Genomic DNA, 25130 nt, shown 5'->3' on the forward strand with positions numbered 1-25130 from the left:
ATTTTCACAATTCGTTGTTTCCTAAAAGATTGTTTAAATTATTCTTTTATTTTAAATTCTAATCCTATAAAACGGGTGCTTTCTATTGTTATATTAATGTCATCTTGAAAATATTTTCTAATTTTTGTGATAAAAACATCCATGCTTCTTCCCGTAAAATAATCGTCATTTTTCCAAATTGCTTGCAAAATTGCTTCTCGCTTAAGTAATTGATTTTTATGAAAATAAAGAAATTGAATCAATGCGGCTTCTTTTTCGGTTAATTGTTGGGTTTTACTTTCTGATTTTAAGCATAATCTTTTTGTATCAAAAACATATTTTCCAATTTTAATTTCTTGATTTTGTGTTGGTTTGAAATTTTGTTCGCTTCTTTTTATTATATTATTTAATCGCAAAATTAATTCTTCTACTTCAAATGGTTTTACGATATAATCATCTGCACCAAGCTGTAATCCTTTAATTTTGTCTTCTTTTAATTGCTTTGCTGTTAAGAAAATGAACGGTGTCTCAGGATTAATCCTGATGAGTTCTTCGGCTAAAGTAAATCCGTCAATTTGTGGCATCATTACATCTAAAATCGAAATGTCAAAATTGTTGGTTTTGAATAGGTCAATTGCTTTGTTCCCGTTTTCAGCCCAAATCACCTCAAAATTATGCAATTGTAAATACTGAATTAAGACGTTTGAAAAATCTAAATCGTCTTCGGCTAAAAGTATTTTTTTCATATCATTATGATGGAATTGATAAAATAAACTGTGTGCCTTTTCCCAAATCGCTTACTAACTTAACTGTTCCTTTATGTGCTTTTATAATTTGGTCAACATAGTAAAGTCCTAAACCCAAACCTTTTGTATTGTGCAGATTTCCTTGTTCAATTCTATAAAACTTATCAAAAAGCAATGATTGTTTGTTTTTAGCAATGCCAATTCCGTCATCTTTAATACTTATTTGGAATTCACTATTTTGTAAAGAAGTAGAAATAGAAATTGTTTTGGAGCCATATTTCACAGCATTTTCCAGAACATTTACAATTGCAGTCGTTAGATGAAATTTATCTAACGTTAATTGCGATTCAGTAGTAAAATTGGTCTTAACTTCAATTGTTGGATGTGCCAATTGAAAATCATCAACTATGGTTTTTAAAAATAAATTCGCTTTTATTTTCTCTTTATGTAATTCAATTTCTTCAAAACCAAGTGAGTTACTCATTACTTGGTCAATCAAGTTTTGCAATCTATCATTTTGACGGTTTATAGTGTCTATTAATTGATTGTAAACAACATCATTTTCTCTAATTTCTTTACGTTCTAATATTTTTGTAGAAACTGATAATGTTGTAAGTGGCGTTTTAAGCTCATGAGTAATGTTGTTGATAAAATCAGTTTTTATATCGCTAATTTTTTTCTGTTTTATTAGTGATTTTAAAGTAATGATAAAAATTGTTATCAATGTGATGATTGAGGCAAAAGCAAAGAAAAGCAGTAACGACATTCTTTTTAAAACAATAAGCTCCCAATCTTTTATAGAAACATATAAGCTATCTTCTGTAAGTAATTTGTAATTTGATTTATTAGTGTTAGAACTTGTTGTGCCTACATAATTTCTAATTAAAAATGCATCATTAAGCGAAACCAGATTGCCATACATTTTGTTTTCAATAAAAGGTTTTTCGGCAAATAGCGTATCGACTTTTTTTACATTAATATAGATGACAAATTTGTTTAAGATTATGGCAAAATCTATCTCGTGATTAGGGAATTCTTTATCAAATTCTTTTTGCAAAACTTCAGTCAATTGACTACTGAAATTGTTCTCTAAAAGCTTTTTTTTAATGTGAAAACGATAATTTTTGTCTTTCAAATAGTTTTCAGCTAATTGTTTGTACAGAAAATCTTTTTTGTAAAATAAAGTACTGTCAACATCACTATAATCATTCGTTATTCTACTCAGTTTATCTTTTACTTCAAGTCTAAATTGTGCTACTTTATAATTGTAGGTTGTTTTAACCAAATAGTATTGCATAAAACAAAGCGCAATCAATACAAGTGCAGAAAATGAAATGAGAATATTGATTTTTTGTTTCATAGAATTGAGTAATCTAAGGTCAAAAATAAGATGATTTATCTATTTAATTGCATATTTTTTTGGTTTAACTTTCGGTTAACTTTCATGTTATAATTCCTGGTTATCTTGAAAACAAATATTTTGTTTAAAAAAGTTTTAAATTAAATGAATTATATTTGTTTAATAATGAATGTATTAAATTGATTCCTTCTTTTTTATTTCTTAAAAATGCAGTATTATTTAATAAAAAATCGATTTATGCTTGCTTAAAATAAAATTTGTATTAAATTTGCACCCGCATTGAAGTGCTATTGGTCTATGGTGTAATGGTAACACAACTGTTTTTGGTGCAGTCTTTCAAGGTTCGAGTCCTTGTAGACCAACAATAAAATCCCAGCTTAACGGTTGGGATTTTTTGTTTTAATATGATTCATAAAAAAAACCCGCTTCATAATTAGAGCGGGTTTTTTTTATTTATTTATTTAATTTTTTTTAAAATTATATTTTAAAAGTGATTACTGGTCTAACAGCATGATTTACTAAATCCTCGCTAATACTTCCATTAAAGAAGTGTGCAAAACCTGTTCTTCCATGTGTACACATACCTATAATATCTGCATTTACACTATTTGAAAAATTAATAATTCCTTTTTCAACATTTACATCATTATATATATGTAGAGAATGGTTACTGTAATCAAACTCTTTTATGAAGTTATTCATTATTTTTTCAGCTACCAATGTAGATTTAAAACTATTAGGAGTATTTATCATTACAAGATTTAAGTGAGAATCATATCCTTTTGCAAAATCTAACATTTTAGCGAATGGTTTTTTAATTTCTTCTGAAAAATCTGAAGCAAAAACAAAACTATCAGCTTTGAATTCTGACATTTCATTTTTAACAACTAAAACAGGAACTTCAGAATAACGAACAACTTTTTCAGTATTTGAACCTATTAACATTTCGTTGAAACCACTTGCGCCGTGAGAACCCATTACAATAAAATCAACACCATTTTTCTTGCTGATGTTTAGAACACCGCTGAATGCTTTTTCAAACTGAATTACTTCTGAAACTTCAATTCCATCTAAGAAATCTTCATCCATCAAATCTTCTAATCTTTCAATCGCTCTGTTTTTGAAAAGCATTATCTCAGGCAAGTCTTTACCAGTACCTATGGCATCGTTTCCTTGATGAGGAAGTTCAATCATGTGAAGCAAAATGATTTCACTATTGTTTTTTCTTGCGATTTGCGCAGCTACTCTTAAAGCATATTCAGCATGTTGAGAGAAGTCGGTTGGAACTAAAATTTTCTTCATGATTTATAGTATAATTTTTTGTAAAAATATAAAATTTATTTTAATGATATAAAGGTACAAAAAATTATAAGAAGAAACAATATTTTGATTTATAAAAAAATCACTATATTTGCACCGTTATTTAGTAAAATTTGAATAATGAGGGAAGCATTGCTTCCCTCTTTTTATAACAATATGACATTTAAAGAAAAGGTATTTAGCTTACTTGAGGAAGGTTTAAAAGAAAAACCATCTATTTTTTTAATAGATTTAACAATAACAGATAGTTACAAAATAATAGTTACGCTTGATGGCGACAACGGAGTGCAATTGCAAGATTGTATTGACATCAGTAGAACTTTAGAAAACAATCTTGACAGAGAAGAACAAGATTTTTCTTTAGAAGTTGCATCAGTAGGAGTTGGTTCGCCATTAAAAATGGCAAGACAATACATAAAAAACATTGGTCGTACATTAATTGTAAAATTAGAGACCGAAACCATTGAAGCTGAATTGGTTGAAGTTACAGATAATTTTATAACTTTGTCTTGGCAAGCAAGAGAACCTAAAAAAATAGGAAAAGGAAAAGAAACAGTTCAAAAAAGACAAGAAATTCCATTTTCAGATATAAAACAAGCAGTTGTTACAGTAACATTTTAAATAAAGAGTTGGCATGGAAAATTTAGCATTAATCGATTCATTTTCAGAGTTTAAAGACGATAAACTTATTGATCGTGTAACGCTTATGGCGATTTTAGAGGATGTATTTAGAAATGCATTGAAAAAGAAATTTGGCTCAGATGATAATTTTGACATTATTATTAATCCAGATAAAGGTGATATGGAAATTTGGCAGAGAAGAGTTATCGTTGCTGATGATGATTTAGATTTGGACCACCTAGAGATCACACTAACAGAAGCAAGAAAAATTGAACCCGATTTTGAAATTGGCGAAGAAGTTTCGGAAGAAGTAAAATTAATTGATTTAGGAAGAAGAGCTATTTTAGCTTTGCGCCAAAATTTAATTTCAAAAATTCACGAACACGATAATACTAATCTTTACAAACAATTTAAAGATTTAATTGGTGATATTTACACTGCCGAAGTACACCATGTAAGACCAAGGGTTGTGATTTTGGTTGACGATGAAGGAAATGAAATTGTGCTTCCAAAAGAAAAACAAATCCCATCTGATTTCTTCCGCAAAGGAGATAATGTTAGAGGTATAATTGAAAGCGTTGAATTAAAAGGAAATAAACCTCAAATTATCATGTCTAGAACTTCAGAAAAGTTCTTAGAAAAATTATTTGAACAAGAAATTCCAGAGGTTTTTGACGGTTTAATTATGGTGAAAAATGTGGTAAGAATTCCAGGTGAAAAAGCAAAAGTAGCTGTAGATTCTTACGATGATAGAATTGATCCTGTTGGAGCTTGTGTTGGTATGAAAGGGTCAAGAATTCACGGAATTGTTCGTGAACTTGGAAATGAAAATATTGATGTAATTAATTATACAACCAATACACAATTATATATAACAAGAGCATTGAGTCCTGCTAAAGTTTCTTCTATTAAAATTAATGAAGAAACAAAAAGAGCTGAAGTTTTCTTGAAATTAGAAGAAGTTTCCAAAGCCATTGGTAGAGGAGGTCACAATATTAGATTAGCTGGTCAATTGACTGGTTATGAATTAGATGTTATCAGAGAAGGTAACGTTGCTGAAGAAGAAGATGACGTTGAATTAACAGAGTTCTCTGATGAAATTGAAGCTTGGGTTATCGAAGAATTTGCTAAAATTGGTTTAGACACAGCAAGAAGTGTATTAAAACAAGATGTAAATGACTTGGTAAGAAGAACAGATCTTGAAGAAGAAACTATTATTGATGTCATGAATATTTTAAAAGCAGAATTTAATAGTTAACAACTACTAACTACTACAGCAACACAACAAAAAAGAAATAATAAAAAGGTTTTATGTCTGAAGAAAGAGTAATAAGAATAAACAAGGTTTTAAGGGAATTAAATATTTCGTTAGAAAGAGCTGTTGATTATCTAAAAGATAAGGGAATTGCTATTGAGTCAAATCCTAACGCTAAAATTTCTGAAAACGAATTTAGTATCCTGCAAAATCAATTTGCTGGCGACAAGGGGAATAAAGAAGCTTCAAAAGAAGTAGGCGAAGAGAAAAGAAAAGAAAAAGAAGCTTTGCGTATCGAAAGAGAAAGAGAAATTGAAGAAAAACGCAAACAAGATGAAGAGCGCCAACGTTTAGAAGTAATCAAAGCCAAAGCTGTCGTTACTGGGCCTAAACAGGTCGGTACAATTGATTTGAATCCAAAAAAACCTACAGTTGCTCCTGTTGCAGAAAAACCTGAAGTTAAAGTTGAAGTGGTTGCTGAAAAACCTATCAAAAAGGAAACGCCTAAAGTTGAAGCAGCACCAACTGTTGAACAACCTAAGGAAAAAGTAGAAACACCTAAAAAAGCAGATGAGCCAATTGCTGCTCCTGCGGAAGAGGTATTTAATACTCAATATCAAAAACTATCTGGTGCTACACTTACAGGTCAAACAATTGATTTATCTCAATTTAATAAGCCTAAAAAGAAAAAAGAAGAGCCGAAGATTACTCCAAACAAACCTGGTACTCCTAATGCTGGTAATCCAAATTCTAATGCGAATAAAAACAAAAGAAAAAGGATTCCAACAAAACCAGGAGAAGTTAGACCTGGAGGAAATGGAACGCCTGGCGCAAATAAAATAGTACCAAATACTGGTGGAAACAATGCAAATAGAAGTGCAAGACCTGGTTTTGTAAAAGGAGCTAGACCAGCTATTGTAGCTAAAGTAGAACCTACCGAAGAAGAAGTTAAAAATCAAATTCGTGAAACTTTAGAAAAACTTCAAGGTAAGGGAGGAAAATCTAAAGCGGCGAAATATAGAAGAGATAAAAGAGATACGCACCGTCAAAAATCTGATGACGAACAAAGAGCTATCGAAGAAGGAAGCAAAACTATCAAAGTTACCGAATTCGTAACTGTCGGTGAAATTGCTACAATGATGGACGTGCCAATTACTAAGGTAATCGGAACATGTATGTCGCTTGGAATCATGGTTACCATGAATCAACGTCTTGATGCTGAAACATTAACAATAGTAGCGGATGAATTTGGCTACGAAGTTGAATTCATAACAACTGAGCTTGAGGAAAATATTCAAGTTGTTGAAGATAGAGAAGAGGATTTAATTACTAGAGCTCCAATTGTAACTGTAATGGGTCACGTTGACCACGGTAAAACCTCTTTGCTAGATTATATTCGTAAAGAAAATGTTATCGCTGGTGAATCTGGAGGAATTACACAACATATTGGTGCCTACGGAGTAACTTTAGATAATGGTCAAAAAATCGCATTCCTTGACACACCTGGTCACGAAGCGTTTACCGCTATGCGTGCTCGTGGTGCTCAAGTTACAGATATTGCAATTATTGTAATCGCTGCCGATGATGATATTATGCCTCAAACAAAAGAAGCAATTAGTCACGCACAAGCAGCTGGTGTTCCAATCATTTTTGCAATCAATAAAGTGGATAAACCAAATGCAAATCCTGAGAAAATTAAAGAAGGATTGGCTCAAATGAATTTACTTGTTGAAGATTGGGGTGGAAAATATCAATCACATGATATTTCTGCTAAAATGGGAATAGGTGTAAAAGAACTTCTTGAAAAAGTATTACTTGAAGCAGAAGTTTTAGATTTAAAATCTAATCCTAATAAAGTAGCTTCTGGAACAGTAGTTGAAGCATTTTTAGATAAAGGGAAAGGATACGTTTCAACTATATTAGTACAACACGGAACATTGAAAGTTGGTGATTATATGCTTGCCGGGAAACATCATGGTAAAATTAAAGCTATGCATGATGAACGTGGCAACACAGTTAAAGAGGCAGGTCCATCAACACCAGTTTCTGTTCTTGGATTAGACGGTTCGGCAACTGCAGGTGATAAGTTTAATGTTTTTGAAGACGAAAGAGAAGCTAAACAAATTGCGGCTAAACGTACTCAATTAATGAGAGAACAATCTGTTCGTGTTCAACGACATATTACACTTGATGAAATTGGTCGTCGTATCGCTTTAGGGCAATTTAAAGAATTGAATATAATTCTTAAAGGTGATGTGGATGGTTCTGTTGAAGCTCTTTCTGATTCCTTCTCAAAATTATCTACTGAAGAAATTCAAATCAATATTATTCATAAAGGTGTTGGTGCAATTACCGAATCTGACGTTATGTTGGCTTCTGCATCTGATGCTATCATTATAGGATTTAATGTTCGTCCAGCAGGAAATGCAAGACAATTAGCAGACAAAGAAGAAATCGATATCAGATTCTACTCAATTATCTATGCTGCTATCGATGACTTGAAAGATGCAATGGAAGGAATGTTAGCGCCAGAAATGAAAGAAGAAGTTACTGGTACTGCTGAAATTAGAGAGATTTTCAAAATTTCTAAAGTTGGTTCAATTGCAGGATGTATGGTTGTTGATGGCAAAATCCTCAGAAGTTCTAAAGTTAGAATTATTCGTCAGGGTGTCGTGGTTCACACAGGTGATCTTATTGCGCTTAAACGTTTTAAAGATGATGTAAAAGAAGTTGCTAAAGGTTACGATTGTGGTATTCAAATCAAAAACTTCAATGAAATCGAAATTGATGATGTAATCGAATCATTTCACGAAGTTGCTATCAAGAAAAAATTGAAATAATAGTCAAAAAATAGTCTAAATAAAACCCCCATTTTTTCAAGTGGGGGTTTTTTATTTGTTTATGTAAATTTATTTACTAGGCTTTATCAATAACGCTTTTGGATACTTTTTTAAAACTTCAATCAAATTTCTTTCAGCCTCAATTCTAGTTTTAAAATTACCAACCCAAACTTTATAATTTGGAGTGTTAAAAACGATAGTCCCTTCAATCATTTTATTGTCTTTTCTAAAATCGGCTAAATTCTTTTTTGCAGACTCATTATCGCCACTAAAAATTTGTATTTTATACCTATCGTTAGATGTAATTGTTGCGTTTATTTTTCTTTTTTCTGTTAAAATTTGCTCAAATTTTGAGTCTTGCGAAACAGTAATACTTGCTTCTTGTGCAGATAAATTTGCAGAAAAAAAGAGCATAAATATTCCGTAAATAACGCAGTTTGAATTTGTTAAATATTTCATAAATAATTGATTTTTATACAAATGTACTATTTTATAGTTTAAACAAAAAGAGTAAAATTATTTAGAATTAATATAAATTAACATTTAAGACTATTTTAAGGTTTTGAGAATTGCTCATAAGTCGTATTTTTGTGCAAGTTTTAAAAAATAGAGTTTTCTTTTTTTACAATAAAACGCAAAAAAAACATACCAAATTAGTAGATAACCATTATATATAATATGAAAAAGAAGGGTAACCCTAATTCGATTTCAAAGATTTTAATTTTCAGTTTAGCAGTAATGCTAACTTTTTCATTATCATCTAAAGCCCAAGGAGCTGATGCAGCAAAAGGGAAAGAAATTTTCAATACCAATTGTGCAGCATGTCACAATTTAGACAAGAAAATGACAGGTCCAGCTTTGCGCGGAGTGTCAGCAAAATATGATAAAGAGTGGCTTTACAAATGGGTAAAAAACAGTTCAGACCTTATCAAATCTGGTGATGCACAAGCTGTAAAAGTATTTGAAGAAAATAACAAGTCCGTAATGACCGCTTTTCCTCAATTATCTAACGCAGATATTGACAACATTATTGCTTATACAGACGAAGTAAAAGCAGAAGCTCCAGTAGCAACTACAGCTGGAACTCCGGGAACAAAGGCAGCAGAGGATGGAATTTCAAACAATGTCATTCTCGGGGCACTCATCGCTGTAATGTTAATGTTGATTGCAATGTTATACATTGTAAATAGCCTACTTTCAAAAATTGCAAAAGCAAACGGAATTGAAATTCAGAAATTAGCAAACGAAAACAAAATGCCAATTTGGAAAGCATTTGCTAAAAATCAATTTTTAGTTTTGGTTTCTGTTATAATCTTAATGTTAAGTGCAGCTTACTTTGCTTATGGATTCTTTATGCAAGTAGGAGTAGACCAAGACTATGCTCCTGTCCAGCCAATTCATTACTCACACAGGATTCATGCTGGAAGCAATGGGATTGATTGTAAATACTGTCACTCATCTGCAAGAGTTAGTAAACATGCAGGAATACCTTCTTTAAATGTTTGTATGAATTGTCATAAAAATATTAGTCAAGTTGCCGATACAACTGCAACTGCCGAATATTCAAAAGCATTTTATGATGGAGAAATTCAAAAATTATACAAAGCAGTTGGTTGGGATGCAACATTGCAAAAATATACTGGCAAAACAGAACCTGTTAAATGGGTAAGAATACATAATTTACCCGATTTTGCCTACTTCAATCACTCACAACACGTTACTGTGGCTGGTGTAGAATGTCAAACATGTCACGGACCTGTTCAAACTTATGAAATTCAGAAACAATTTGCTCCACTAACAATGGGTTGGTGTATTGATTGTCATAGAAAAACGGAGGTTAAAATGGAAGGAAATGAATATTATACAAAAATTCATGCAGAACTTTCAAAAAGATACGGTGTTGACAAGCTAACTGCCGCACAAATGGGTGGTTTAGAGTGTGGAAAATGCCACTATTAATAAAATAATTAAGAAGCTAATATTATATACGATGTCATCAAACAAAAAATACTGGAAAAGTGTTGAGGAACTAAACGAAAATAGTTCTATTGTTGAGGCGCTTAGAAATAACGAATTTGTTGAAGAAATCCCTACAGATCAATTCTTAGGTGATGAAAGTTCATTATCAAATTCGTCAACTTCAAGACGTGATTTCCTTAAGTACGTTGGATTTAGTACTGCAGCAGCAACGCTTGCAGCATGTGAAGGTCCAGTTCATAAATCAATTCCTTACGTTGTTCAGCCTGATCAAATTATTCCTGGTGTAGCAGATTTCTATGCAACTACCGTTTTTGACGGATTCGATTTTGCTAATTTATTAGTAAAAACAAGAGAAGGAAGACCAATCAAAATTGAAAACAATACTATAGAAGGAGCAAAATTTGCTGCTAACGCTAGAGTTCATGGTTCTATATTGTCATTATATGATAATATGAGAGTTAAAAATCCTAGAATTGCAGGAAAACCAGCAACTTGGTCTGAAGTAGATTCTAAATTGATAGCTAGTATTTCTGAAGCAAAAGCAAAAGGAGGTCAAGTTGTTTTACTTACCAATACTTTAGCAAGTCCATCAACTGAAAAATTAATTGGTGAATTTTTGGCTAAAAACCCTGGCGCAAAACATATAGTTTACGATGCTGTTTCTTCTTCGGAAGCACTTGACGCATTTGAAACTGTTTATGGCGAAAGAGGTTTAAAAGATTATGATTTTTCAAAAGCTTCTTTAATTGTTTCTGTTGGAGCAGACTTTTTAGGAGATTGGCAAGGTGGAAGCTACGATAGTGGATATGCCCAAGGTAGAATTCCAAGAAATGGAAAAATGTCACGTCACTTCCAATTTGAAGCTAATATGACATTATCTGGAGCTGCTGCTGATAAACGTGTCGCAATGTCAAACGCGAATCAAATTCAAGCTTTAGTTAAAATATACAATGTAATTACAAATTCTTCTGTAGCTACATCTAAAATTCCAAATGAAGATATCGTTATGAAAGCCGCTCAACAGTTGAAATCAGCTGGTAGCAAAGGGCTTTTAGTTTCTGGTATTCAAGATAAAAATGCTCAATTGTTAGTTTTGGCTATCAATCAAGTTTTAGCAAGTGAAGCTTTCACAACTGCAGGAACAAGATTAATTAGAAAAGGATCTAACGAAAAAGTAGCTCAGTTGGTTGCTGAAATGAATGCAGGTAGTGTTCATACCTTAATTATGAGTGGTGTTAATCCTGTTTTCACTTTGCCAAATGGTGATGCATTCAAAGCTGGCTTGAAAAAAGTTAAATCTTCTGTAACTTTCACATTGAGAGAAGACGAAACGGCTTTATTGTCATCAATGGTAGCAGCAACTCCTCATTATTTAGAATCATGGAATGATGTTTCTATTACTAAAGGTAGTTATGCACTAACTCAACCAACAATTCGTCCATTATTTAATACTAAACAATTTCAAGAAGTCTTAATGTCTTTGAATGGTATTGGTGGAACTTATTACGATTATTTAAAATCAAATTCTGCTAATTATGCATCAGGCTTAACTTGGAATAAAGTTTTACATGATGGTGTTGTTCCTACTGCAGCTCAAGTTGCATCTGGTGGAACTGCTGATTACGCTGGTGCTGCTAATGCTCTAGCCCAAACAAAAGCTAATGCTGGATTTGAATTAAATTTATATACAAAAACAGGTCTTGGTGATGGTCAACAAGCTAATAATCCTTGGTTGCAAGAATTCCCAGATCCAATTACAAGAGTTTCTTGGGATAATTATGTGACTGTTTCAAGAGCTGATGCTGATAAACTTGGATTATCTAACGAAATCGTTGCTAATGGTGGACTTAATGGTAGCTATGCAACTTTAACAGTTAACGGTGCTAAGTTAGAAAATGTTCCTGTAATTGTTCAACCAGGACAAGCTGTTGGAACATTAGGTTTGGCATTAGGTTATGGTCGTGAAGCGGCTATGAAAGAAGAAATGAAAGTAGGTGTTAACGCTTACAAATTATATAAAAACTTTAATGCTGTTCAATCAGTAACTATCGCTAAAGCGGATGGTGAACACGAGTTTGCTTGTGTTCAAGGTCAAAAAACGTTAATGGGTAGAGGTGATATTATTAAAGAAACTACATTAGAAGTTTTCAATACAAAAGAAGCTAAAGAATGGAATGTTGTTCCTGTTGTATCTTTAGATCATAAAGAAGTTGAAGCTACTAAAGTTGACTTATGGGAATCTTTTGACCGTTCTGTTGGACATCATTTTAATCTTTCAATTGATTTAAATGCATGTACTGGATGTGGAGCATGTGTTATTGCATGTCACGCTGAAAACAACGTTCCTGTAGTTGGAAAATCAGAAGTTAGAAGAAGTAGAGATATGCACTGGTTGCGTATTGATAGATACTACTCATCTGAGGAAACTTTTGCAGGTGACAATAAGAAAAAAGAAGAATTTGACGGTTTATCAGGAGACAAAGGTTCTCTTGGAGGATTTGGGGAAATGGAAAATGCTTCTGACAATCCACAAGTTTCTTTCCAACCAGTTATGTGTCAACACTGTAATCACGCACCATGTGAAACAGTTTGTCCTGTAGCTGCAACATCTCACGGTCGTCAAGGTCAAAACCAAATGGCTTACAACAGATGTGTTGGTACTCGTTACTGTGCTAACAACTGCCCTTATAAAGTTCGTCGTTTCAACTGGTTCTTATATGCTAACAATGACGAATTTAATTATCACATGAATGATGATTTAGGTCGTATGGTTGTTAATCCAGACGTGAATGTTCGTTCTCGTGGAGTTATGGAAAAATGTTCTATGTGTATTCAAAAAACACAATTAACTATACTTACAGCTAAACGTGAAGGTAGAGAAGTTGCAGTAAATGAATTCCAAACAGCTTGTTCAAGTGCTTGTTCAAACGGAGCAATGACTTTTGGAGATGTTAATAACAAAGAATCTGAAATAGCAAAACTTGCTGCTGATGATAGATCATATCATTTATTAGAGCATGTTGGGACTAAACCAAACGTTGTTTATCAAGTTAAAGTAAGAAATATATAATAAGGAAAATAATAAATAGATAAGCTGTATAAGATTTATTCTAAAACTGCTATCTAAAATCTAAAATCTAAATATAAGTATGTCGTCTCATTACGAAGCACCCATTAGAAAACCCTTAGTTATAGGTGATAAAAGTTATCACGATGTAACTGTTGATGTTGCTGCTCCTGTAGAAGGAAGAGCCAATAAACAGTGGTGGACTGTATTTTCTATCGCACTTGCAGCTTTCCTTTGGGGAATAGGTTGTATTATTTATACTATTTCTACAGGTATTGGTACTTGGGGATTAAATAAAACTGTAGGTTGGGCTTGGGATATTACCAATTTCGTTTGGTGGGTTGGTATCGGTCACGCTGGTACACTTATCTCTGCTGTATTATTATTGTTCCGTCAAAGATGGAGAATGGCGATTAACCGTTCTGCTGAAGCAATGACAATTTTCTCAGTTGTTCAAGCTGGTTTGTTCCCAATCATTCACATGGGTCGCCCATGGTTAGCTTACTGGGTAGTTCCAATTCCTAATCAATTTGGTTCTTTATGGGTTAACTTTAACTCACCATTATTATGGGACGTATTTGCAATCTCAACATATCTTTCTGTATCATTAGTTTTCTGGTGGACAGGTTTATTACCAGATTTTGCAATGTTGCGTGATAGAGCTGTTACACCATTTACTAAAAGAGTTTATTCTATTTTAAGTTTTGGTTGGAGCGGTAGAGCAAAAGACTGGCAACGTTTTGAAGAGGTTTCTCTTGTATTAGCTGGTTTAGCAACTCCACTTGTGCTTTCTGTACACACAATCGTATCTTTTGACTTTGCTACCTCTGTTATTCCAGGATGGCATACTACAATCTTCCCTCCTTACTTCGTTGCTGGAGCTGTATTCTCAGGATTTGCAATGGTAAACACTTTGCTTATTATTATGAGAAAAGTTTCAAAATTAGAGGCCTATATCACTATTCAACATATTGAATTAATGAACATTGTAATTATGATTACTGGTTCTATCGTAGGTGTTGCTTATATTACGGAGTTATTCGTTGCATGGTATTCTGGTGTAGAATATGAACAATATGCTTTCTTAAACAGAGCTACTGGTCCTTACTGGTGGGCATATTGGTCAATGATGACTTGTAATGTATTCTCTCCACAGTTTATGTGGTTCAAAAAATTGAGAACTAGTATTATGTTCTCTTTCATAATCTCTATTGTAGTAAATATTGGTATGTGGTTTGAACGTTTTGTAATCATTGTAACATCATTACACAGAGATTACTTACCATCTTCTTGGACAATGTTCTCTCCAACATTTGTAGATATTGGAATTTTCATCGGAACAATCGGATTCTTCTTCGTATTATTTTTATTGTATGCAAGAACATTCCCAGTAATTGCTCAAGCAGAGGTTAAAACAATTTTAAAATCTTCTGGAGAAAATTATAAAAGACAAAGAGAAGCAGAAGGTCATAATCATTCAGAAAAACATTAGTATTTGTTATGAGTAATAATAAAGTTATACACGCTATATACAATGATGATGATATTTTAATGGATGCTGTAAAGCAAACTAGAAAAGCACATCATCATATTGAAGAAGTTTTTACTCCTTTCCCAGTTCACGGGTTGGATAAAGCAATGGGATTAGCTCCTACTAGACTTGCAATATGTGCCTTTATCTATGGTTGTATTGGTCTTTCTGTTGCTACTTGGATGATGAATTTTATCATGATTTCTGATTGGCCACAGGATATTGGAGGAAAGCCAAGTTTTAGTTATATTCAAAACATGCCAGCTTTTGTACCTGTTATGTTTGAAATGACTGTATTCTTTGCAGCTCACTTAATGGTTATCACTTTTTATATGAGAAGTAGATTATGGCCATTCAAACAAGCTGAAAATCCTGATGTAAGAACTACAGATGATCATTTCCTTATGGAAGTTGCTGTAAAAGGTGATGAAAATGAAATGGTATCTTTTTTCAAAAATACAGGAGCAGTCGAAGTTAAAGTAATCGAAAAGCATTAAAAGTAACTATGAAAAGTTTATATAAAATAGCACTTTTGGTAAGTATGACAGTTGTTGTTTCATCATGTAAAAATGATTTGAAACCTAATTATCAATATATGCCTAACATGTATGAGTCAGTTGCATACGAAACCTATTCAGAATCGGATGCTTTTGCATCTCCTACAGGTGAAAAAGGTAAAGAAGGACAACTTCCTCCAAATGGAGTTATAAAAAGAGGTTATGTTCCTTATGAATATGCAAATACTCCAGAAGCATTAGTAGCAGTTAAAGCAGCTAATCTTAAATCTCCATTAGATTCAACTCAAGTTGATATGAAAAAAGGTGAAGAGTTGTATAATATTTATTGTGCAATTTGCCACGGAACTGCTGGTGATGGAAAAGGTAAATTGGTCAAACAAGAAAAGTTTTTAGGTGTACCTAATTATAAAGATAGAGAAATTAACGAAGGAAGTATATTTCACGTTATAACTTATGGATTGAATTCAATGGGTTCGCACGCAAATCAATTGAACACAGAAGAGCGTTGGTTAGTTTCTTCTTATGTTATGCAACTAAAAAACAAATAAAAATAGAACAATCTGAATAGTATAGATATGTACACATTTTCAAGTAAATTAAAAACCTTTTCTTTTATTCTTATGATCGTTGGTATCTTAGGAATTGGGTATGGTTTTTTCACAGCACCAAAAGATATAAAAGAAGTTGAAGAAATGTTAGCAGCAAGTTCGCATGGTGAACATCATACAGAAGCTGTTGAACATGATGCGAATACACATGAATCTGCACCAGTAGCTGAACATAAAGAAGTAGCAGTTCACCAAAATGATTCACTTACCAAAGTTGTTTCAGATAGTATGGCTGTTACAGAAGATTCTTTAGCAACTAAAGAAGAAGGTGCATTAGACCTTGCTTTAGTTGACAAAATCGAAAAAGAAGCAGATAGTAAAGTGGCAGCCGAAGAAGCTCATAAAGAGCACGAAGCACATTTAGAGCATGTTTTGCATCAATTACAAAATAAACCATGGGCTGCTTTTTATGTAGCTTGTATTTTCTTCTTGTTAATTTCTATGGGAGTTTTAGCTTTCTATGCTATTCAACAAGTAGCACAAGCGGGTTGGTCTCCAGTTCTTTTTAGAGTTATGCAAGGTATTACTGCTTATTTGCCTGTTGCCTCAGTAATATTTTTTATATTCTTAGTAATAAGCGGAATGCATTTGAACCATTTATTTATTTGGATGGATCCTGAAGTTGTTGCTCACGATAAATTAATTCAAAATAAATCAGGTTATCTTAACTTCCCATTTTGGATTATTAGAGCTGCAATATTTTTGATTGGATGGAATTTATATAGATATTTTTCAAGAAAGAACTGTTTAGCTCAAGATGAATCAAATGACAATAGTTTTTACAAAAAGAATTTCAAAATGTCTGCGGCATTCTTAGTTTTCTTTATAGTAACAGAATCAATTATGTCTTGGGACTGGATTATGTCAATTGACCCACACTGGTTTAGTACATTATTTGGATGGTATGTTTTTGCAAGTTTCTTTGTAAGTGGAATCACAACAATATGTATGATCACACTTTACCTTAAATCTAAAGGTTATTTAGAAAATGTAAATAATAGTCATATTCACGATTTAGCAAAATTCATGTTTGGTATTAGCGTTTTCTGGACTTACTTATGGTTTTCACAATTTATGTTGATTTGGTACGCTAACATTCCTGAGGAAGTTACCTATTTTGTAACTAGAATTGAAGATTATGGTATAACTTTCTGGGGTGCAGTTGTCATGAATTTTATTTTCCCAATATTGATATTAATAAATACAGATTTCAAAAGAATTACTTGGGTTCTTGTAATGGCTGGTACGGTTATTTTACTTGGACATTATGTTGATTTCTTTAATATGATTATGCCTTCAACAGTTGGAGATCAATGGTTTATTGGAGTATCAGAAATCAGTTCTTTATTATTCTTTTTAGGATTATTCATATTTGTGGTATTCACAGCGCTTTCAAAAGCTCCATTATTACCAAAAAGAAATCCATTTATTGAGGAAAGTAAACATTTTCATTATTAATTAGTTAAAAAAAATACAGATGACAACTTTGTTGGTAATTATAGTTTTAGTTTTATTATCCATTGGTATTTGGCAATTGACCAAGATATTTGATTTGACTCAAGTTGGAGGTAATTCAGATAACAGTCAAATTGCAAATTATGAAGATAATAAAGTGCAAGGATATTTAATGTTTGGATTTTTAGGATTCATTTATGTGTTTACCATATATGGACTTATAAAATGGGGTGGTTTAGTATTACATACACCAGCCTCAGAACATGGTTCACTTGTTGATAATCTTATGAACATTACATGGGTATTAATATTCATTGTACAAACAATAACACAAGCTTTGCTTCATTATTTTGCTTTCAAATACAGCGGAAAAAAAGATCAAAAAGCGCTTTATCTTGCAGATAATAACAAACTTGAATTTATTTGGAGTAGTATTCCAGCTGTTGTTTTAGCAGGTTTAATTCTTTATGGTTTGTATGCATGGACTAATATAATGTTTGTGGATGAAGACGAAGATGTAATTGTTGTTGAATTATATGCTCAGCAATTTAATTGGACAGCAAGATATTCAGGTGAAGATAATGTACTTGGAAAAGCAAACGTAAGATATATTGAAGGTGTTAACACACTTGGAGTTGATATGTCTGATCCGAACGCACAAGATGATAAGGTAGTAAAAGAATTACATATTCCTAAAGGAAAAAAAGTTCTTTTTAAAATGAGATCACAAGATGTATTGCATTCAGCCTATATGCCTCACTTTAGAGCACAAATGAACTGTGTTCCTGGTATGGTAACTCAGTTTGCTTTCAAACCAATTTACACAACATCTGAGATACGTGAGCAAGAATACATGCAACAAAAAGTAAAAAACATCAATGAGATACGTAACAAGAAAAGTATACAATTAGTTGCAAAAGGAGAATCTGCATTAGACCCTTATACTTTTGACTATTTATTACTATGTAACAAAATTTGTGGTGCTTCTCATTACAACATGCAAATGAAAATTGTTGTTGACACACCAGAAGATTATAAAAAATGGTTAAAAGGATTACCAACAATTGTAGATGAAATTAAAGTAGCATCAGCTGCACCTACTTCTACAGAAGCTATTTCAGCAACAAAAGATTCTGCATCAAACACAAAAACAGATTCAACGCTTGTAGTACAAGCCGAAACTAAATAATTAAAAAATAACCAATACTTATATGTCAGCAATGAGTAACGAACACGATCACCACGAACACGATCACCACGAAGAACACCACCACAAAGATACTTTCATTACTAAATATATATTTAGTATTGACCACAAAATGATTGCTAAACAATACTTACTAACTGGTATTGTTATGGGTATTATTGGTGTAACGATGTCTTTGCTTTTTAGAATGCAATTAGCTTGGCCAGAAGAATCTTTTAAAATATTTAATATTCTTCTTGGCGATACATTTGCTCCAAATGGTGTAATGAGAAATGATATTTACCTAGCACTTGTTACAATACATGGAACTATTATGGTTTTCTTTGTATTAACCGCTTCATTAAGTGGAACTTTTAGTAATTTACTTATTCCACTACAAATTGGAGCTAGAGATATGGCTTCTGGATTCATGAATATGGTTTCATATTGGTTATTCTTTTTATCAAGTGTAATCATGGTTTGTTCATTATTCGTTGAATCTGGTCCTGCATCTGCTGGTTGGACTATTTATCCTCCATTGAGTGTATTACCACAATCAATTCCGGGTTCAGGAGCTGGAATGACTCTTTGGTTAGTTTCTATGGCTATTTTTATTGCATCATCTTTAATGGGTTCATTAAATTATGTTGTTACTGTTATTAACCTAAGAACAAAAGGTATGTCAATGACAAGATTGCCACTTACAATATGGGCATTCTTTGTAACAGCAATTATTGGTATTGTTTCATTTCCAGTATTACTATCTGCTGCATTGTTGCTTATCATGGATAGAAGTTTTGGAACATCATTCTTCTTATCTGATATTTACATTGCTGGAGAAGTTCTTCACTACCAAGGAGGATCGCCAGTATTATTTGAACACTTATTCTGGTTCTTAGGTCACCCAGAAGTATATATTGTATTGTTACCAGCATTAGGTATTACATCAGAAGTAATTGCAACCAATTCAAGAAAACCAATTTTTGGATATAGAGCGATGATTATGTCTATTATTGCTATTGCTTTCCTATCTACTATTGTTTGGGGACATCATATGTTTATTTCTGGTATGAATCCTTTCTTAGGATCTGTATTTACCTTTACAACATTGTTGATTGCAATTCCATCAGCAGTAAAAGCATTTAACTATATTACTACATTGTGGAAAGGTAATTTGCAATTAAATCCTGCTATGCTGTTTTCTATTGGATTAGTTTCAACCTTTATAACAGGTGGATTAACTGGAATTATTCTTGGAGACAGTACACTTGATATTAATGTTCACGACACGTACTTTGTAGTAGCTCACTTTCACCTTGTGATGGGTATATCTGCTCTTTATGGAATGTTTGCAGGTATCTACCATTGGTATCCAAAAATGTTTGGTAGAATGTTGAATAAAAATTTAGGTTATGTTCACTTTTGGGTAACTGCAATATGTGCTTACGGAGTGTTTTTTCCAATGCATTTTATAGGATTAGCAGGTTTACCAAGAAGATATTATACAAATACAGCATTTCCATTGTTTGATGATTTGCAAAATGTGAATGTATTAATTACTACATTTGCCCTTATTGGAGGAGCTTTCCAATTGGTGTTTTTATTTAATTTCTTTTATAGTATTTTCTACGGTAAGAAAACAGTGCAAAATCCATGGAAATCTAATACGTTAGAATGGACTGCTCCAATTGAGCACATACATGGTAACTGGCCAGGTGAGATTCCTGAAGTTCACAGATGGGCTTATGATTATAGTAAACCAGGTCATGATGATGATTTTGTTCCTCAAAATGTTCCTATGAAAGAAGGTGAAGAAGTTTTACATCACTAAAATTATATCAATATATTATAGAAAGCCTTTCCTTAGTTGAAAGGCTTTTTTATTTAGAAGAACTTTGTATTATCTTTGTGATTATGAACGAGAATTTAGACCCAACCAATACCAATTATAATTCTGAAGAACTTGATCTCGAAAAAAGATTGAGACCGTTGTCTTTTGACGATTTTGCAGGTCAAGATCAAATTTTAGATAATTTAAAAGTTTTTGTTGAAGCTGCCAATCAAAGAAATGAGGCACTAGACCATGCACTTTTTCATGGTCCACCAGGGTTAGGAAAAACAACATTGGCTAATATTTTAGCAAATGAATTAGGCGTTGGAATCAAAATTACTTCTGGACCTGTTCTAGACAAACCAGGCGATTTAGCAGGCTTACTTACCAATCTTGAAGAAAGAGACGTTTTATTTATAGATGAAATTCATCGATTGAGCCCCGTTGTTGAAGAATATTTGTATTCAGCCATGGAGGATTTCAAAATTGATATTATGATTGAATCTGGACCAAATGCTAGGACGGTTCAAATCAACTTAAATCCTTTTACTTTAGTTGGAGCAACAACTCGTTCAGGTTTATTAACAGCTCCAATGAGAGCGCGTTTCGGAATTCAAAGTCGTTTGCAATACTACAATACCGAACTTTTGACCACTATTGTTCAACGAAGTTCTTCAATTTTAAAAATGCCCATTACCATGGAAGCTGCTATCGAAATTGCGGGTAGAAGTCGTGGTACGCCTCGAATTGCCAATGCAATGTTGAGACGTGTTAGAGATTTTGCTCAAATAAAAGGCAACGGAAAAATTGATATTGAAATTGCCAAATATTCATTAAAAGCATTAAATGTTGACGCACATGGTTTGGACGAAATGGATAACAAAATTCTAAACACTATTATTGATAAATTCAAGGGTGGGCCAGTAGGTCTATCAACACTAGCAACTGCAGTTTCTGAAAGTAGTGAAACTATTGAAGAAGTTTACGAACCTTTTTTAATTCAAGAAGGGTTTATAATGCGAACTCCGCGCGGACGAGAAGTTACCGAAAAGGCATATAAGCATTTAGGGAAAATAAAACTAAATACACAAGGTGGATTATTTTAGATTTGATAAATAATAAAGAAAAATACAGCCAATTGATTAAAGCCGAATCCAAAAGACTCGGCTTTCTTTCTTGTGGAATTTCTAAAGCTGAATTTCTGGAAGAAGAAGCACCACGATTAGAGAATTGGTTGAGTAATAATTATCATGGTCAAATGAATTATATGGAAAATCATTTTGACAAAAGATTAAATCCTACTTTATTAGTTGAAGATGCCAAAAGTGTTATATCATTATTGCTAAATTACTATCCTTCTGAAATTCAAAATGAAGAAAGTTATAAAATTTCTAAATATGCTTACGGTAAAGATTATCATTTTGTAATAAAAGAAAAACTAAAAGAGCTTCTTCATTTTATTCAAACTAAAATTGGCGATGTTTCAGGAAGAGCATTTGTAGATTCTGCACCAGTTTTAGACAAGGCATGGGCTGCCAAAAGCGGTTTGGGTTGGATAGGGAAAAACTCAAATCTCATAACGCAAAAAGTAGGTTCTTTCTACTTTATTGCAGAATTAATTGTTGATTTAGATTTAGAATATGACCATGCAACAACCGACCATTGTGGCACATGCACAGCCTGTATTGATGCATGTCCAACAGAAGCAATTGTGGCGCCTTATCAAGTAGATGGAAGTAAGTGTATTTCTTATTTCACTATAGAACTTAAAGATAATTTGCCTCAAGAAATGAAAAGTAAATTTGACGATTGGATGTTTGGGTGCGATGTTTGCCAAGATGTTTGCCCGTGGAATCGTTTTTCACAATCGCATAACGAACCTTTGTTCAATCCAAATCCGGAATTACTATCTTTTTCAAAAAAAGATTGGGAAGAAATAACCAAAGAAACATTTGATAAAGTCTTCAAAAATTCGGCGGTAAAAAGGACTAAATTAGAAGGTTTAAAAAGAAATGTTACTTTCCTAAAGTAGATTCGCGAGCAATAATACCCGTTTCTAATTCAACAGTTTTGTATTTGAAAATAGTTTCTGATTTATGCTGCATTTCTTCAAACAATAAGTCGAATGATTTCACACCCATTTCATAACCTGGTTGGTCTATTGTACTTAATTTGGGAGTGATAACTTGTCCCATAAACCAATTACTAAACCCAATTACCTTTACTTGTTCAGGGATTTTTACGTTTATTTCGTTTAGATAGGTTATGGCGCCAACAGCAACCATATCGGTTACGGCAAAAATTCCATCAACATCTGGATGTTCGTTTAGCAATTGCTTGGTAAATTCATATCCTTCATCAAATCCTGCACCTTTGCAAGTGTAAACAAGACTAGCGTCAAATGGAATGTTGTTTCTTTCCAATGTTTTTTTATAACCTAAAAAACGGTCAACCGAATTTTGAGGATTCAATGGACCACGAATATGGGCTATTTTTTTGCAACCAACACTAATAAGATGTTCCACTGCATCACTTGCTGCTTTTTGGTCATTAATAATCACTTTTGAGCAATTGATAAGTTTAGAAATTTTATCAAATAATACTAGCGGAACCCCACGACGTTGAATCTCTTTTATATGTTCATCATCATTTGAATCGTTAGATAATGAAATCAAAATACCATCAACACGCTTGTTTAATAGCATTTCAATTTGTTTTATCTCCATTTCTAGTGATTCGTTCGACTGCACAATGATAACTAAATAACCATGTTTTTCTGCTTCATCAATAATGCCATTAATTACGCTTGAAAAGAAATGATGCACCACTTCTGGTATAACCAATCCTATAGTTTTTGATTCTTTTGTACGAAGATTTACTGCAAAACTGTTGGGAGTAAAGTGCAATGATTTTGCCAATTCTAAAACGGAATTTCGTGTTTTTTCACTTACATCAGGGTAATTTTTAAGTGCTTTAGAAACCGTTGTAATAGAAATGCCAAGTTTAGATGCAATTTCTTTAAGCGTTATATCTTTCATAAAATGAAAATCAATTTGGGAAAAAAAATTTTCTCGAATGTATAAATTATTATTAGAATAATGCTTGTTTTATTTTGATTTATATGTTAAAATAGCGCATTTGTATTAAACAATACCTACTTTTATCACAGTTATGATGTTAAAAATCCAAAATTTATTGATATTTAAAATATAATAAAGTTTTTATTTAATAAAAAACAGTCTAAAAAATTATTTAAAGACTGTTTTTTAAAAATTGTATAAAAAAACTATTTATTCTGCACCATCAATTGTTGCTCTGGTTACGGCAAAATTTCCAACATTTTCACCAAGTACTAATCCAGCTTCACAATCGCTTCTGTAGTGAATAGCACCATATAATCTTGACATTGATGCTTCGCTAGCCATAGCTTGATATTCTTGCGCTTTTGATGGAATAAAATGCGATAAAACAGTTGCTGCTGCACCGCTAAAAGTAGAATGTCCCGAAACATACGCAGGAAAATTAGGAACTCCCGTCAACGTTTTTATAGATGGATTCATTTGAGTAGGTCTTGGATTGAAATAGAAATACTTTGCTTCCCAACAACTAATGGCTGCATCCATCATAGCAAGATTTAAAAGTGCCATATTTCTTGCCCAACGTACTTCGCTATAACGTTCATTTACAAAAGATTCACCAGCAATATGGTTCCAGTGTCCTGGTGGCGTATAAGTGCCAACACCATCAGCCCAAAAAGTTACAATTTGCATGTGTTCGCGAGTAGCATTTTCACTATAGTTTTTTACTTCATTTAATTCGTCCAAAAATTCTTGAGAATTAGTTGAAGGTGGTGGCAATGGACGATTGGCAACTACATCTGCAGGTGTCATAAGGAAAGATTTTACATTTCCAAATAATGGTAGCATTGGTGGTCGCGCAGGAATATCTAATGAAATCCAAGGTGTTTCACCATTAGCAATTGCATTTGCTTCAAGTTGTGACCAAAGAGTTTGATTTCCAATAGCTGCACCAGCACCATCAGATGATGCTCTAGTTATATATTTTGCAGCAATTTTTCTACCAAGGACAACACCAGCATCAATATCGCTTCTAACGTTGGCACCACATAGAATTCTGTATAATTTTTGCTCATCTGCTTTTTCTTGAATAAAGGCAATTTCGGTTGGAAAAAGTAGTTTTAAAATCTCAACGGTTACGCCAGCCAATGCACCATCTTCTGAAGGATATGAAGGCAATGGACTTTTAGGCACCATAACATTAATTCCTGCATCAATAGTAAACGGAGCTACACGGTTATACAATTTTTTATAATGCCAAGTAGCTACCATAGCATCATATTGTGCAGCACTAACATAAGCATAAGCACGAGCAGCAAAAGGTGGATTAGAAAATGGAAATTGTGGATTTGCAAACGGATTTGTCGGAGATGGTGTCGGATATGTTCCATCTTCGTTCTGATAAGGCGGACGATTATGACGTGCCACCAAAGTTTGCATAATTTCGTTCCAACGTAAAACACCACCAACACTCCAATAATTAATTATTCGTTTTTGATCTGAAGTTAAATTCGCTTGATAGCTTTTTATCTCATTTATTTCTCTAGTAAAAGCTGGCGAGTTTGAAGCGATTGGTGCATCTATCGAAAATTCGTCTGGAGCTGTCAGTAAAATCGGCATCCATGTTCCAGCTAATTCATCATGATTTATAGGATTTAGTTGTGGATATAATTCATTTCGTTCTACTATATCTTTATCACAAGAAACAAATAATAATGTAATAGTGAGAATTGTTATTGTATATAAATTTTTCATG

Annotated in this window: 19 protein-coding genes and 1 tRNA gene; 14 read left to right on the top strand and 6 right to left on the bottom strand. The window is 32.8% G+C overall.

Annotated features, from left to right (window positions below; translation table 11 throughout):
* Positions 1-38: 38 nt before the first annotated feature.
* On the bottom strand, positions 39-725 hold the full coding sequence (locus O9267_RS09045) for a response regulator transcription factor (RefSeq protein ID WP_298178344.1): 687 nt from the start codon (positions 723-725) through the stop codon (positions 39-41).
* A 4-nt stretch (positions 726-729) separates the two neighbouring features.
* Complete coding sequence (locus O9267_RS09050) at positions 730-2085, bottom strand: HAMP domain-containing sensor histidine kinase (RefSeq protein ID WP_298178347.1); 1356 nt, start codon at positions 2083-2085, stop codon at positions 730-732.
* A 291-nt stretch (positions 2086-2376) separates the two neighbouring features.
* Here O9267_RS09050 and O9267_RS09055 point away from each other — a divergent pair.
* Positions 2377-2447: transfer RNA gene (locus O9267_RS09055), tRNA-Gln, on the top strand.
* 115 nt (positions 2448-2562) lie between these two features.
* On the opposite strand, the gene O9267_RS09060 is transcribed toward O9267_RS09055, so the two are convergent.
* On the bottom strand, positions 2563-3387 hold the full coding sequence (locus tag O9267_RS09060) for a universal stress protein (protein WP_298178350.1): 825 nt from the start codon (positions 3385-3387) through the stop codon (positions 2563-2565).
* Positions 3388-3561: 174 nt separating this feature from the next.
* Between O9267_RS09060 and rimP the strand changes: the two genes are divergently transcribed.
* The 3 genes from rimP to infB are packed head-to-tail and all read left to right on the top strand — an operon-like array spanning position 3562 to position 8121.
* Positions 3562-4026: a ribosome assembly cofactor RimP gene (gene rimP / locus O9267_RS09065; RefSeq protein ID WP_298178353.1), complete on the top strand. Its 465-nt coding sequence runs from the start codon at positions 3562-3564 to the stop codon at positions 4024-4026.
* Positions 4027-4039: 13 nt separating this feature from the next.
* Complete coding sequence (gene nusA, locus O9267_RS09070; protein ID WP_298178356.1) at positions 4040-5284, top strand: transcription termination factor NusA; 1245 nt, start codon at positions 4040-4042, stop codon at positions 5282-5284.
* 53 nt (positions 5285-5337) lie between these two features.
* Positions 5338-8121, top strand: a complete 2784-nt coding sequence (infB, locus tag O9267_RS09075) for a translation initiation factor IF-2 (protein WP_298178359.1) — start codon at positions 5338-5340, stop codon at positions 8119-8121.
* A gap of 69 nt (positions 8122-8190) precedes the next feature.
* On the opposite strand, the gene O9267_RS09080 is transcribed toward infB, so the two are convergent.
* Entirely contained in the window at positions 8191-8580 is a 390-nt protein-coding gene (locus O9267_RS09080; protein ID WP_298178363.1) for an SPOR domain-containing protein, read from the bottom strand.
* Positions 8581-8799: 219 nt separating this feature from the next.
* On the opposite strand from O9267_RS09080, the gene O9267_RS09085 reads away from it, so the two are divergent.
* The 10 genes from O9267_RS09085 (at position 8800) to queG (ending at position 22329) form a co-directional block, all read left to right on the top strand.
* Positions 8800-10080 (top strand): c-type cytochrome, encoded by a 1281-nt coding sequence (locus O9267_RS09085; protein WP_298178366.1) that lies wholly within the window; start codon positions 8800-8802, stop codon positions 10078-10080.
* 31 nt (positions 10081-10111) lie between these two features.
* The gene (locus O9267_RS09090; protein ID WP_298178369.1) at positions 10112-13171 is read left to right on the top strand and encodes a TAT-variant-translocated molybdopterin oxidoreductase; all 3060 of its coding nucleotides are present in this window, start codon (positions 10112-10114) and stop codon (positions 13169-13171) included.
* 79 nt (positions 13172-13250) lie between these two features.
* Positions 13251-14660: an NrfD/PsrC family molybdoenzyme membrane anchor subunit gene (nrfD, locus tag O9267_RS09095; RefSeq protein ID WP_298178372.1), complete on the top strand. Its 1410-nt coding sequence runs from the start codon at positions 13251-13253 to the stop codon at positions 14658-14660.
* Positions 14661-14668: 8 nt separating this feature from the next.
* Positions 14669-15196 carry a DUF3341 domain-containing protein gene (locus tag O9267_RS09100; protein WP_298178375.1) on the top strand — a complete coding sequence of 176 codons (528 nt, stop codon included), beginning with the start codon at positions 14669-14671 and terminating at the stop codon, positions 15194-15196.
* Between the two features lie 8 nt (positions 15197-15204).
* Positions 15205-15765, top strand: a complete 561-nt coding sequence (locus O9267_RS09105) for a cytochrome c (RefSeq protein ID WP_298178378.1) — start codon at positions 15205-15207, stop codon at positions 15763-15765.
* A 27-nt stretch (positions 15766-15792) separates the two neighbouring features.
* Positions 15793-17283 carry a quinol:cytochrome C oxidoreductase gene (locus O9267_RS09110; RefSeq protein WP_298178380.1) on the top strand — a complete coding sequence of 497 codons (1491 nt, stop codon included), beginning with the start codon at positions 15793-15795 and terminating at the stop codon, positions 17281-17283.
* Between the two features lie 19 nt (positions 17284-17302).
* Entirely contained in the window at positions 17303-18469 is a 1167-nt protein-coding gene (locus tag O9267_RS09115) for a cytochrome c oxidase subunit II (RefSeq protein WP_298178383.1), read from the top strand.
* Positions 18470-18491: 22 nt separating this feature from the next.
* The gene (locus O9267_RS09120) at positions 18492-20297 is read left to right on the top strand and encodes a cbb3-type cytochrome c oxidase subunit I (protein ID WP_298178385.1); all 1806 of its coding nucleotides are present in this window, start codon (positions 18492-18494) and stop codon (positions 20295-20297) included.
* Positions 20298-20380: 83 nt separating this feature from the next.
* Positions 20381-21403: a Holliday junction branch migration DNA helicase RuvB gene (ruvB, locus tag O9267_RS09125; RefSeq protein WP_298178388.1), complete on the top strand. Its 1023-nt coding sequence runs from the start codon at positions 20381-20383 to the stop codon at positions 21401-21403.
* 2 nt (positions 21404-21405) lie between these two features.
* A complete protein-coding gene (gene queG / locus O9267_RS09130) occupies positions 21406-22329 on the top strand; it encodes a tRNA epoxyqueuosine(34) reductase QueG (protein WP_298178390.1) in 924 nt (307 codons plus the stop codon).
* Here the strand turns inward: queG and O9267_RS09135 are convergent.
* Positions 22313-23335, bottom strand: a complete 1023-nt coding sequence (locus tag O9267_RS09135; RefSeq protein ID WP_298178392.1) for a LacI family DNA-binding transcriptional regulator — start codon at positions 23333-23335, stop codon at positions 22313-22315. The two genes, queG and O9267_RS09135, sit on opposite strands and share 17 nt — an antisense overlap.
* 252 nt (positions 23336-23587) lie before the next feature.
* Complete coding sequence (locus O9267_RS09140) at positions 23588-25129, bottom strand: phosphatase PAP2 family protein (protein ID WP_298178394.1); 1542 nt, start codon at positions 25127-25129, stop codon at positions 23588-23590.
* Between the last annotated feature and the right edge of the window lies 1 nt (position 25130).

Source organism: Flavobacterium sp. (assembly GCF_027531705.1).
In the GTDB taxonomy this organism is placed as follows: domain Bacteria; phylum Bacteroidota; class Bacteroidia; order Flavobacteriales; family Flavobacteriaceae; genus Flavobacterium.